Annotated in this window: 13 protein-coding genes and 1 pseudogene; 10 read left to right on the top strand and 4 right to left on the bottom strand. The window is 42.7% G+C overall.

The window, feature by feature from the left end; translation table 11 throughout:
- Positions 1-80: 80 nt before the first annotated feature.
- Entirely contained in the window at positions 81-1,451 is a 1,371-nt protein-coding gene (locus tag ACWPOD_RS09015; protein WP_124008853.1) for an MATE family efflux transporter, read from the bottom strand.
- A gap of 394 nt (positions 1,452-1,845) precedes the next feature.
- Between ACWPOD_RS09015 and ACWPOD_RS09010 the strand changes: the two genes are divergently transcribed.
- Positions 1,846-2,457, top strand: a complete 612-nt coding sequence (locus ACWPOD_RS09010; RefSeq protein WP_243327262.1) for a riboflavin synthase subunit alpha — start codon at positions 1,846-1,848, stop codon at positions 2,455-2,457.
- 75 nt (positions 2,458-2,532) lie between these two features.
- Here the strand turns inward: ACWPOD_RS09010 and ACWPOD_RS09005 are convergent, their stop codons facing one another.
- On the bottom strand, positions 2,533-2,727 hold the full coding sequence (locus tag ACWPOD_RS09005; protein ID WP_005396219.1) for a CPXCG motif-containing cysteine-rich protein: 195 nt from the start codon (positions 2,725-2,727) through the stop codon (positions 2,533-2,535).
- A gap of 253 nt (positions 2,728-2,980) precedes the next feature.
- A complete protein-coding gene (locus ACWPOD_RS09000) occupies positions 2,981-3,847 on the bottom strand; it encodes a fructosamine kinase family protein (RefSeq protein WP_005396217.1) in 867 nt (288 codons plus the stop codon).
- 224 nt (positions 3,848-4,071) lie between these two features.
- On the opposite strand from ACWPOD_RS09000, the gene ACWPOD_RS08995 reads away from it, so the two are divergent.
- From ACWPOD_RS08995 to ACWPOD_RS08985, 3 genes are all read left to right on the top strand, one after another.
- Positions 4,072-5,046, top strand: a complete 975-nt coding sequence (locus ACWPOD_RS08995) for a response regulator (RefSeq protein WP_243327263.1) — start codon at positions 4,072-4,074, stop codon at positions 5,044-5,046.
- Positions 5,046-6,008 (top strand): GGDEF domain-containing protein, encoded by a 963-nt coding sequence (locus ACWPOD_RS08990; RefSeq protein WP_005396213.1) that lies wholly within the window; start codon positions 5,046-5,048, stop codon positions 6,006-6,008. Before ACWPOD_RS08995 ends, ACWPOD_RS08990 begins: the two co-directional genes overlap by 1 nt.
- 190 nt (positions 6,009-6,198) lie before the next feature.
- Positions 6,199-6,543: a DUF3802 family protein gene (locus ACWPOD_RS08985; RefSeq protein WP_005396212.1), complete on the top strand. Its 345-nt coding sequence runs from the start codon at positions 6,199-6,201 to the stop codon at positions 6,541-6,543.
- 44 nt (positions 6,544-6,587) lie between these two features.
- On the opposite strand, the gene ACWPOD_RS08980 is transcribed toward ACWPOD_RS08985, so the two are convergent.
- Positions 6,588-7,082 (bottom strand): NlpC/P60 family protein, encoded by a 495-nt coding sequence (locus ACWPOD_RS08980; protein WP_065646735.1) that lies wholly within the window; start codon positions 7,080-7,082, stop codon positions 6,588-6,590.
- Positions 7,083-7,216: 134 nt separating this feature from the next.
- On the opposite strand from ACWPOD_RS08980, the gene ACWPOD_RS08975 reads away from it, so the two are divergent.
- The 6 genes and pseudogenes from ACWPOD_RS08975 (at position 7,217) to ACWPOD_RS08950 (ending at position 11,654) form a co-directional block, all read left to right on the top strand.
- Positions 7,217-9,235 carry a methyl-accepting chemotaxis protein gene (locus ACWPOD_RS08975; protein ID WP_456231800.1) on the top strand — a complete coding sequence of 673 codons (2,019 nt, stop codon included), beginning with the start codon at positions 7,217-7,219 and terminating at the stop codon, positions 9,233-9,235.
- A gap of 207 nt (positions 9,236-9,442) precedes the next feature.
- Positions 9,443-9,861: pseudogene (locus ACWPOD_RS08970) on the top strand (NUDIX domain-containing protein).
- Positions 9,851-10,264, top strand: coding sequence for an NUDIX hydrolase (locus tag ACWPOD_RS08965; RefSeq protein WP_395197730.1), 414 nt, complete (start codon positions 9,851-9,853; stop codon positions 10,262-10,264). The pseudogene ACWPOD_RS08970 and the gene ACWPOD_RS08965 overlap by 11 nt, the downstream one beginning before the upstream one ends.
- A 36-nt stretch (positions 10,265-10,300) precedes the next feature.
- Complete coding sequence (locus ACWPOD_RS08960; protein WP_253652181.1) at positions 10,301-10,732, top strand: hypothetical protein; 432 nt, start codon at positions 10,301-10,303, stop codon at positions 10,730-10,732.
- A gap of 263 nt (positions 10,733-10,995) precedes the next feature.
- Positions 10,996-11,376: a hypothetical protein gene (locus tag ACWPOD_RS08955; protein ID WP_395197732.1), complete on the top strand. Its 381-nt coding sequence runs from the start codon at positions 10,996-10,998 to the stop codon at positions 11,374-11,376.
- Between the two features lie 47 nt (positions 11,377-11,423).
- Positions 11,424-11,654, top strand: coding sequence for a hypothetical protein (locus ACWPOD_RS08950; RefSeq protein WP_104974115.1), 231 nt, complete (start codon positions 11,424-11,426; stop codon positions 11,652-11,654).
- Positions 11,655-11,661 lie beyond the last annotated feature (7 nt).

The raw sequence follows: 11,661 nt of genomic DNA, 5'->3' as shown, positions 1-11,661 counted from the left end.
CTCACAAGCTTGCTATAAGTATACTCAACAGCATTATTATTCGATCAAAAAAGCCAGCGTGTGCTGGCTTTTTCTTATTATCACTGAACTGAAAAGTTCAATTGCACCTCTGGTTCTTGGCGGTGCATCCAGCGCATTCTTACCCCTAACATAAGTGCGGCAGAAGAAAGGCCGATGATAAAGCCTAGCCAGAAACCTTGCGCTCCCATTGGCTCGACGATCCAGTCTGTGCGGCCAAGGACGTAACCCATTGGTAAACCAAGAATCCAGTAGGCGATAAAAGTACGATTGAAGATGGCTCGCATATCTTTATAGCCACGCAGTGCACCTGCCGCGATTACCTGAACTGCGTCCGTACATTGATAAACAGCAGCAAATACGAGCAGTTGCATCGCTAGAGTGATGACTTCTGGGTTGCTAGTGTAAAGTTCGGCAATCCATTCACGAGACAATACGGTTAATATCGCTGTAAGAACAGATAAACCTAGACCAACCATGATGCCCACTCGTGAAGCAACGCGAGCGCCATCAACGTTTTCTTCGCCAAGTCGGTGTCCAACACGAATACTCACTGCCGCACCGATACTCATTGGAAGCATAAATACTAGCGACGAGAAGTTAATCGCAACCTGATGCGCAGCAACGATGATTGGTCCTAATGGTGATACCAATAATGCAACGACAGCAAATAGTGTCACTTCAAAGAACAGCGCTGCTGCAACAGGAAAGCCGAGCTTGAACAGACGAACTTGCGCTTTCCATTGTGGTCGATGCCATTCACCAAATAAGTTGATGCTTTTAAGTCGATCTGATGTCATTACATAAAGCAATAGTAGGGCAAACATGACCCAGTAAACAATCGTGGTTGCAACACCACAGCCAACACCGCCTAATTCAGGTGCACCAAACTTGCCATACACGAAAATCCAGTTTAGAGGAATGTTGAGCAGTAAACCGATAAAGCCAATGACCATTGCTGGTTTCGTCAATGACATACCATCCGTAAAGCTTCTAAGCGTTTGAAAAAGCAAGAAAGCAGGCACTGCTAAGATAACAGCATGAATGTATCCCACTGTTTTTTCTGCCATCAGCGTTTCAACATCCATAAATCCGAGAATAAATTGGGTTTGAAGCAGCACTGCAATAATCGGTACACTGATCAACAATGCCAAAACGACGCCTTGTTGAATTTCAAACGGGATTTTTACTCGACGACCAGAGCCATTTAACTGTGCGACAACAGGGACTAACGCCATTAACAAACCCACACCAAATAAAATGGATGGAAGCCAAATACTTGAAGCGACAGAAACCGCAGCCATGTCGGTGGCACTAACGCCTCCGGCCATAACGGTATCAACAAACCCCATACCAGTTTGAGCAACAGATGCGATCAATACCGGGGTCGCCAATTTGATGAGACTTGATGCTTCTTCTTTATAGCGATGCACGAAAAATACTCCAGAGCGGAACAATAAGTTGAAAGAATGAGAGCGCTCGAGGACAAAAGATGTGGTGAACTGATCTGATGGTTGATTTTAGTCACGATAAGGTGAAAAAATGCCTCGGAGAAACTCCGCGCAAATGATAAACAATTGTATGTTTATATTCCATAGTTAGGTTGCGAATAGTGGATAACACTAACTTAATGCTCGCTAAGCTCAGGATACGCTAATACTGAGAGCTGTAATAAATCATGTTAATGTAAGAAGCATGTATGAGAACAAGGCTCCATTTTTCAATAGGTCGTTGCTCTATAATCTACAGGTTTTATCTCGATACACAGTGCTGTGCTTCAGGCTCTGTCATCGATTGCAGCTTGTATGAAATCAATAGGTAAAAAGAATGTTTACAGGAATAGTTCAGGGTACGGCTAAGGTCGTTAAAATTGATAAAAAAGAACGCTTTCAAACGCATGTTGTCGAGTTAAGCGATGAGCTTTGTAAAGGATTAGAAATAGGGGCATCTGCCGCTCACAATGGCTGCTGCCTGACCGTGACCAATATAAATGGCAACCTTATCAGCTTTGATTTAATGCAAGCGACATTGGCTCTCACCAACTTAGGCGAGCTAGTTGAAGGTGACAGCGTAAACATTGAGCGAGCTGCCAAGTTTGGTGATGAAATTGGCGGACACAGCATGTCTGGCCATATTAGTTTGATGGCTGATATTGTCGAGATCATCGATACGCCTAATAACCGCACGATTTGGTTCCAACTGCCGCAAGAATCAATGAAATATGTATTAGCGAAAGGTTATATCGGCTTGGATGGTTGTTCTTTGACGATTGGTGAGGTTGAAGCGTGTCGTTTTTCAGTACACCTAATTCCAGAAACCTTGCAACGAACACTCTTTGGAGTAAGACAAGTAGGGGACCGCGTTAATATTGAGTTTGACCCTCAGACTCAAGCCATAGTTGATACTGTTGAGCGAGTTCTCGCAGCAAAACAGCTTTAGAATGATAAAAAGGAGCCAAGCGCTCCTTTTTAATTCAAGTGACTTTGTGTTTCCAACGCTTACATGCTCGAGTTGTTATTCGTAATTGTCATCGATAAACAGTTCGACTTTATCTTGCAGCTCATCTACTCGCATATTTAAGTGAATGGCATGGCAACAAGCTGGGCAATCATCATAAAACTCTTGGTCACCATTACTTGCATCTAGTGTAATGCCGATTGAATGTCCACAATGGGGGCATTTGACATGCCTTTCGGTATAATTTTTCATACAACAACTCCTAATATCGCAGGGCTTTTAAACACTCTATTCTTTAAGGAAGTACAGCCCTTCACTTACTTTGCCTACAAGGAAAATAGGCACAATCCAAAGTTAAGTCTCCTTTGATATTAGGTGGAGTTGTTGCTAATTGAGTCGAAATAAGTATAAAACTTGACCCCAAACTCAACCTTGAGCTTAGGGGCATTTTCTGTAGTGATGTGCCTCGAGGTTTTACATCTTGAAATATGTAGTGGCTTCCAAATTAATAAGAAATAATTTTATTAATAACTTGTTGAGCCTGCTCCAAGTAATGGCCGCCAAATAAATTGCAATGGTTGAGAACATGGTAAAGGTTATAGATATCTTTACGCTCTTGATAACCAGCAGAAAGTGGCATAACAGATTCATAACCTTGATAAAATTCCGGTTGAAATCCACCAAAAAGCTCAGTCATCGCAATATCACACTCCCTGTCACCCCAGTAGCAGGCGGGGTCGTAACAGATAGGGCCACATGCCGTGAGAGCCGCATTCCCATTCCATAAATCGCCATGCAGCAAGGAAGGCTCTGGAGCATGGTTTGCTAGCAGTTGTTTTACGACATCTATAAAGTCGTCGATATCAACTAAAGTGACGCCTTTTTCTTTAAGAAGTTGTAATTGCCATCCTATGCGTTGTTCAGCAAAGAAGACACACCACTTCTTGTGCCACTTATTGGGTTGTAGAGTGGATCCGAGATAGTTATCCGTATCAAAACCAAATTCCTTTTGCTCGCCCCATTGATGAAGGTGAGCTAATTGCTGTCCTAATTTAAAGCTGTTTGGGCCATCTTCTAATGGCTTTGTTGGAAGGTAGTTAAGAATTAGGAATGAGGCGTTTTTGGTTTTACCAACCAATACAACCTCTGGAACAAATAGGGTAGATGTCTCGCGCAAAAGATGCAGACTTTCTGCCTCAACTTCAAACTTAGACAAAAACTCGCGATCGTTAATTTTCACGAAATAGCGCTGTTCGCCGTCATTGATCATGTAGCTTTCACTGATATCCCCACCAGACAGTCTTACTTTTTCCGTGATCTGGTACTCGAATAATAAAGTATCAGAAAGCTGTTGCGATATTGCTTGCCACATACAAAACCTCGCGAATCTATTTGACCACCAACAGTTTAGGATAAAAAGCAAGGTGTTGGCGCTACGTTGAGCATACTTCGTAAAGAAACCTTCCTCTCAGTGTAGTCAATTTGTATAAATGTGAATCAAATCGCTTATAAGCCTCTGATTTATCGGCATAGCATATGGAGATGAACGTATACAACAGGTATTATTATTTTTTTGACGTTAGTTCCATTGGTGACATGAAAATACTGATATGTGATGACTCAGCGGTTGCAAGAAAGCTCATTGCGCGCTCCATCGTACAAGATACATCATTGCACCTGATCGAAGCTCAAGATGGGTATGAGGCGCTAAATATTCTTGCGGAGCAAAATATCGATATTTTGTTTCTCGATTTAACGATGCCGATCATGGACGGTTTTGAAGTCCTCGAGTCATTACCTGTTAGTCACTACCAGACTAAAATCGTCATTATTTCTGGAGATGTTCAACAAGAGGCAAAACAGCGCTGCATAGAGCTAGGTGCTCAAGCTTTTATCGCTAAGCCTCTGACAGAAGAGCAGGTGATACCGCTCTATGAACAATTGGGGCTGCACTATGCGTTCAAGCCTAGCTATTCGATTGATCCTAAAATCCAGATTTGCGAGGAGTTCTCCTCATTAGCCAAATTCCGCGAGATTGCAAACATTGCCCTTGGTAAAGGGGCTGCGATTATGGCAGACCACTTACACGAGTTCATCCAACTTCCTGTTCCACATGTTGGTCCGTTATCCTATGGCGAACTTCATATGACGCTTGTCGACGTTGTTGGGCGTGATGGCTCCGTCGCGGTTGCGCAGAGGTTTGTTGGTGGCGGTATTCATGGTGAAGCTCTGGTGTGTTTACGTGGTAGAGACATCAATCAAATTGGTGAGAAGTTAGGCTATCTGCTTGAGTTTACACCTCATAATGAAATCATTTTGAATATCTCGAACTTACTGGTTTCTTCATTTCTCACATCGTTAGGGGATCAGCTCGACAAGCAATTCTCACTTCGTCAGCCAGGCATTGTGGATACGTTAACGCCTTACTGTGAAGAGCAGGGTGAATTAGGTGAGCTGTTTACTATCGAATACACCTACATGGCAGAAGCGCTCGATTTTGAGTGTGAGGTACTGTTTTTAATTGATAAACCATCCGTAGAAATTATTTATGAAATCATGGAGCTAATCTAATGTCCGATATTACGCTGGACATAGCAGACTTTCATTGGGTCACACAAATTCTCGATACGATGGATTCAGGGCTTATCGTGTTGGATCAAGAGTATAAGGTCTGTGTGTGGAACAGTTTTATGCAGTCATACAGTGGCGTTCTGTCACAAGAAATCCTTGGCCAATGTTTATTTGATCATTTTGAAGAATTGCCAAAAACTTGGCTAGAAACCAAGATAAAAACCGCCGCCGATCTGGAAACTCGTTCCTTCTCTAGCTGGGAAAACCGACCGTACCTTTTTAAATTCAACAATTTTTCTCCGGTTTCAAACAGCAGTGATTTCATGTATCAAGACATCGTAATCACCCCGTTAATCGGGCTCTCAGGAGAGGTCAGCCACATTGCTATTCAAGTGAATGATGTCTCTGAAACGGCAAGAAATCGCATTCATTTGAAAGAAACAAATCAACATTTGTCTGAAATCAGTCGCAAAGATGGTTTAACAGGTTTATTTAATCGTGCTTATTGGGAGCAATCGCTGAAAGAAGAGTTTGCTCACCTAAAAGTTATCGACGGACCATGCTCATTAGTAATATTTGATATCGACCACTTTAAAAAAGTGAATGATACCTATGGTCACCCGACGGGAGATGAAGTCATTCGTCGTACTTCTTCGTTATTAAGAAAGACAGCAAGAAGCAGTGATGTGTGCGGTCGTTTTGGTGGAGAAGAGTTTACGGTATTGCTTCCTCATACGAATCAAGAACAAGCTTGCTATTTCGCGGAGCGTTTACGTAAAAGAATTGAGCAAGAGATCGTGAAAGTGGAAGATTTTTTGATTAATTACACGATAAGTATTGGTGTTTGCGAGTATAAACCTTATTTTGAAACTCACACTCAATGGTTAAAGAGTGCCGATGCTGCGTTGTATCGTGCAAAAGAAAACGGTCGTAACCAAACTTGTTTGCATGAAAATGACTGAAATACAAAAAGGTTTGAAGAAACCCTGTATCCGAACGCAGTGAGGCAAAGCGCAATTGTTTGAAAAACATCCAGTTGGTTCGTGAATGTTTGTTAATATGAAATAAGTTAATGAAATTTTCTCGGCATGTCTTACTATTGAAACTATTCCGCTTTCAGCTTCGAAGGCTTGCAATAAACGGAGAAAAACAGTGGTTTTAGAAACCGATGGATATCTCGCTCTTATCGAGCACTTGTCGCTAAATCTAGATATTTTCACGACTGAAATTGGCGACACTGGATCCGAAAGCATCGAAGATGTCGTCACCGATATGGTGGCTTCAAACATCATGGCGATCTTTGAGCAAAACCCAGAGCTTCACTCAAGCGTACGCTTCAAATTACTAAAAGAGGCGGATGCGGTTGTTGAAGATCTTGGCGAGATATTGGCTGGTGTATGGCATAAAAAAGCGACTAATGAACAGATCACGTTCCTTGATGAATACATCGCTTTGGTTAAAAACCTATTCGATACTGCCGTTGCTACTTACGATTGATATTGTTTGATACCAGTCATCTCCAATTCTAAAAGCAAGAAGAGTTACATTGTAACTCTTCTTACTTGCCAAAACTTAGATGCCCAGTATGGGTTGTCGATTCTTGAAATGATCACACCTTTAGACGTTGACGCATGCATGAACTGCTTGTTACCCAAGTAAATCCCTACATGATAGGTCGTCCGTCTTGTCTTAAAAAACACCAAATCTCCTTGTTTGGCGTCCGTCCAATGTAATTCCACACCTTGTTTCGATTGTTGTCTCGTTGTCCTGGGTAACGATAGCTGATAAGCCTCAACAAAGGCTTTTTGCACAAATGCCGAGCAATCAATACCAGATTTTTGTGTGCCGCCTAAGCGATAAGGTGTGCCATGCCATTCTGTATAAAACTGGAACAAGTCAGGGTTATTGTCCAATAACTGATTTGTAGGTGTTGTCACTTGCACTTGCTCGCTAGGTTCAGGCCCAGAAGAGCAGGCGCTTAGTAGCACACTGATTATCAAAGGAAAATATACTCGACGCAAATCACCACCTGTCATCTCTACGACTCACAACTGAAATATTAGTGTCATAACCAATCCATAGTATGGGCTGCAAATCACGGTTTTGTCTCACAAATGTGACGGAATCACTGCAAAACCGATTCAACCTTAAGAAAGAATAAAAATTGATTATGGCAAAGCGAAAACGCTCACGCACATCACTTTCACTGATTCAGGCTGTTAGTGCAACATTTTTAACTATCATAGCTCTTGTTATAGCCCTTTCTGTCTCAAGTTTCAAAGGAATGGAACAGGTAGGAGAGCAATTTGAAGACTTGTCGCAAAAAGCGTTACCAATCGCGATGGCGAACGCAAAGTTAACCAGGAATGTATTGGAGATGGTTAAGCTACTCAACCATGGTATGCAAATTGCTGAGCCAAAAGAGTTGCCTCTAATAAAAGAGCAAATCGATTCACTTGCGACTCAAAGTAAAAGTTTGGTTGGAGAAGCTTCTGGTGTTGCTGAGCAACTCTCTGAGGAGTTAGATACAAATTTAGCGCGTTTACATAACATCACGCAGTCCATTTTACTGAAGCAATCTTCAGTGATAAAAATTCAAATGGATATTGATGCAGGAGTTGGTGGGTTCCGCTATGGACTCAGCTCTATCGGCCCGGAAATGAATCGAATCAGCTCGTTTCTTAGTGCCGAAAATCCTGAATCGAGTGATGCCGCCAACCGATTTATTGCCTCAGCGAGCTCAATGGAAAGCACGTTCTTAGTAATGATGATGCATTCTGAGCTGAGCAAAGCCGAAAAAGAATACCGAGAAATGCGTAACCGTATTGCAGGTATTAATCTCGCCTATGAAGATTTCCAGTCTTTACATCCAGAAGTAAGCGAATACGCAAGCCTAACGGCACCGTACGAGATGGTGAAGCAAGGCTTTAGTGAAAAGGGCGTGCTGCGTTTGATCCTCGCCAAACTAGAACAAGGGGAACTGCAACGTTCAGAGTTTAAACAGGCTTCGATTCTTGCGGATGAAACCATGCAGTTACTTGATCAAATCTCCCAAACCGCTGGTCAGTTGATCGATGAAAAAGAGCGGGTGGTCAATGAGACCATTGAGTCAGTGAGTGTTATGATCGTTTTTGCTGCGTGTGTGATTTCTTTCATTATTCTGATCACTTGGTTCAGTCTGAAGTCATGGACAAACCGAGGGTTAAGAAATGTACTAACGCGTCTTTCAGCACTTACCGAGCATGACTTCCGTGACAATGCACAAGAGGTTGGTCCTTATGAACTAAAAGAAGTGGCACGAAAACTAAACCAAGTGATTGATTCAACAAACAACTCTATCCAAACAGTTACACGTAACTGTGAGACGCTTTATCAGACGGCCGAAGTAAGCCACAGTGCAGCTGAACAAACGAGCGATGGGTTGACGACACAAAATGAAGCGTTGGCGAGCATGATCACGACCATTACGCAACTTGAAGCCTCCATTCGTGAAATAGCAACAGTGACAAATGCCTCGTCACAGGACTCGATGCTTGCTACCAAGCACACTGAAAAAGGCGTTCAAGTTGTGGAACAAAACCGTGAACGTTTGGAATCACTTGAAAGCTCTTTGGACATGAATGAGCAATCTATGTTAGAGCTAAACCAGCGTGTTAAGCAGATTCGTGAAATGGTCGATATGATCAGTGGTATTGCTGACAACACAAACTTGCTTGCTCTCAACGCAGCAATAGAAGCCGCTCGAGCTGGTGAACAAGGGCGTGGGTTTGCAGTTGTCGCGGATGAAGTTCGCAAACTAGCAAGTGATACTTCTCAACAAACAACGAACATCCGAGCAATGATGAGCGAGCTTATTACTGCCGCAGAGCGTTCGCGCCAAGCAGTCAATGATTCAAGAGAAGAAATGGCCCACGCACTGCAGTCCAGCAATGAAGTGAAATCGACATTCTCTGATATCAACCTCGCGGTTAAGCACATTCAAGAGCGTGTTGAGCAGATCTCTGTTGCCACGGAAGAGCAAGAACGTGCGACGGCAGATGTATCTCAATCCATTACCCATATTTCTGACCTTGGCGAACGTACAAAGCTGCAGCTTGAGTCTATGGTTGAGAGTTCTGAGCAAGTGGCGGAAATTGCAGGGCATCAACAAGCGATGTTGCATAAATACGAGCTACATCAGTCCGCATAAGTGACATGTTTTCATCTTCTAAAAGCAGAACTTCGGTTCTGCTTTTTTGTTGCTTCTACGCCCCCTCTGATTGCTATTCAAATCGCAAAAGTGAGTTATATCGCATCTTGCTCATTTCTTAAGGGCTGAGTTATCACTACGTGGTGTTAATGGTATCTCGGTGAAACAAGATGACTAGAATGTTGTCCGAATTCAAAGGAATGAATCATGCAATTATTACAAAGAGCTAGCCTTATACTGGTTAATCATCAGCAAGAACTTTTGCTTATTCAGCGTTTTCAAAGCGATAGACACTATTGGGTTTCCCCGGTGGCAGTGTTGAGGTAGGAGAGCAGCCTGTTGAAGCCGCGAAAAGAGAAGCGCTGGAAGAAACCTCATTGAAACTCAATTGGGTTGAGAAGGCTTTTGAACTCGAAAATCAAGGGCGCTTAGAAACCTATTTTCTCTCTTATGTCGGGAACTCAAAAGTGAAACTGGGGGCTGGGCCAGAGCAAATCAGAAAATCAGATGTTAATCAGTACCATTTAAAGTGGGTGCGTGTAGAGCAACTTCATGCGATTCCTTTATATCCAGAACAAGCCAAAGCTTTCTGCTTAAACAACGAGGAGTGGTTTTGTGATCGATAAAGTTTGTCCCGTCGTTCTGCGTAAGCAAAACCAAGAGCTCCTGCTTTTTAAACATCCGTTGGCGGGTATTCAGTTCGTTAAGGGTACTGTTGAAGTGTTTGATGAAAGTTACATCACAGCCGCGAAGCGGGAGCTCGCTGAGGAGTCTGGTATCACACATGTTCGTTCCGCACGATATTTATGCTCATGGGACAGTGGCTTTCAAAATCAAGTATGGCACTTTGTTTCGTGCGAGTGTGCTGACCTAGCGGATTCATGGACGTTTCATACGCAAGACGATGGCGGACATGATTTTGCGTTCTTTTGGCACGATATAGGGAGCGATATTTCCTCACAAGCGCATACCGTTTTTCAGAACGCGCTGGAAAAAGTTCGAAAACTGATAGACCAAGGGGTGGTGTAAGTGAGGTTGCAAGTTGGAGGTTTAACAAAGAAGAACTTGTTAAAGCACCTGAGTAAAAAAGGTGTTCAATTGAATGCCTTCGCCCAACAACTATTCGATGATGACAAAGTCGAGTGCTCAGATGAGATTCAATCGTTCTTTTTAACGATAAAAACACCGTTTGACTTCGGACTTTATTTTGGCGCGACCCTTGGAGAAATGATTGAAGCGGCGTCGACACAAAATCTATCACCTTGCCCTTTAGTTGTTGCGCCATACCTCCGTTTACAAGAAATTGACTTGGCGAAGGGAGAGTACCTTACTGTGGTGTCTTCCCCGCTTTCGAATGACAAAGCTTATCCACGTGGTTTGTATCTACGGGATCTCGACGACGGATTCTGGCTACGAGGCTTTAGATGTTCGGAAGATTGTATCTTTCCGCCGTCGAAAAAATTTGTTTTTGTGTCTGAGATCGCGAAGGAGTGTTGAGTGTGACATATCTTTATCATCGCGAGCCCGACAACCTTTCTCACCTAATCTCGAGGGAAAACTAGCGGATTTGAGCGAAGTGCCAAAGCAAACACTATGCTTCTATCAGAAGCGAATAGATAAGGAAGAGCATCCGTTACTCTTCTTTCGCACGCCTCGTGTACGGTTTAAAGGCACTGTCGATCTCAAAAATGGCTATGAGATTACAAATGTTTAACTGACTTCTATATGCTTTGCGCATTCATTCAGATAAGGAAACGATAATGGATAAATTCGTCGTGTTTCTCTTATGCCTTTTTATGACAGTTGGCGGTGTGGTTCATCTTTATGACAACATTGCTAACGGTTTTTTGCCTTATGATTTTGCGCCACGCTGGTTGAATATTTATTGGAGCGCATTGGGGCTGTTAGACTTACTAGCGGTGTATCTGTTGGTGAAGCACCGTCGTTCCGGATTAGTAATTATGCTATTGATTCTGACGACCAATGTTATTTTTAGCTCGCACGCTCACTATGCATTAGAAATATTGGACAACAATGCCGCACTTCAAATGAAAACACTCTTTTTAGGTTTTTCATTCGGCGTATCTATCTGGTTATGGAACGCGCGTAAACATCGACAATCACGCCAGATATTTCGTTAACTTTCACTTTTCATCACTCAATTAAGGATAGTAAACAGGGATTCGTTATGAACGATTTTAAAGACCTGGCCAGTTTCGCTGGTTTCAGCGTACTGACAGGTTTAAGCTTTGGTACCACTTTCTTCAGTCTGGCTTTTCTATACAGCTCAATAGAAGCACAACAAGTAATGAATACTAATGCTTTGGTGTGCACGGTGCTTGGTGTGGTTGGTTTATTTGTTGGTATTACTCAGTTAAACAAAAAACGTCAACTAACGGAGAGTGAATCCATTAGCTAGCATCGTA

The organism is Vibrio sp. JZG120, assembly GCF_053890955.1.
This window is presented reverse-complemented; position numbering and strand designations above follow the sequence as displayed.

Bases quoted from the DNA above. Each gene is read 5' to 3' on its own strand.
- ACWPOD_RS09010 (WP_243327262.1), top strand. From the start codon at position 1,846: ATGTTTACAGGAATAGTTCAGGGTACGGCTAAGGTCGTTAAAATTGAT.
- ACWPOD_RS09005 (WP_005396219.1), bottom strand. From the start codon at position 2,727: ATGAAAAATTATACCGAAAGGCATGTCAAATGCCCCCATTGTGGACAT.
- ACWPOD_RS09000 (WP_005396217.1), bottom strand. From the start codon at position 3,847: ATGTGGCAAGCAATATCGCAACAGCTTTCTGATACTTTATTATTCGAG.
- ACWPOD_RS08995 (WP_243327263.1), top strand. From the start codon at position 4,072: ATGAAAATACTGATATGTGATGACTCAGCGGTTGCAAGAAAGCTCATT.
- ACWPOD_RS08990 (WP_005396213.1), top strand. From the start codon at position 5,046: ATGTCCGATATTACGCTGGACATAGCAGACTTTCATTGGGTCACACAA.
- ACWPOD_RS08980 (WP_065646735.1), bottom strand. From the start codon at position 7,082: ATGACAGGTGGTGATTTGCGTCGAGTATATTTTCCTTTGATAATCAGT.
- ACWPOD_RS08975 (WP_456231800.1), top strand. From the start codon at position 7,217: ATGGCAAAGCGAAAACGCTCACGCACATCACTTTCACTGATTCAGGCT.
- ACWPOD_RS08955 (WP_395197732.1), top strand. From the start codon at position 10,996: ATGGATAAATTCGTCGTGTTTCTCTTATGCCTTTTTATGACAGTTGGC.
- ACWPOD_RS08950 (WP_104974115.1), top strand. From the start codon at position 11,424: ATGAACGATTTTAAAGACCTGGCCAGTTTCGCTGGTTTCAGCGTACTG.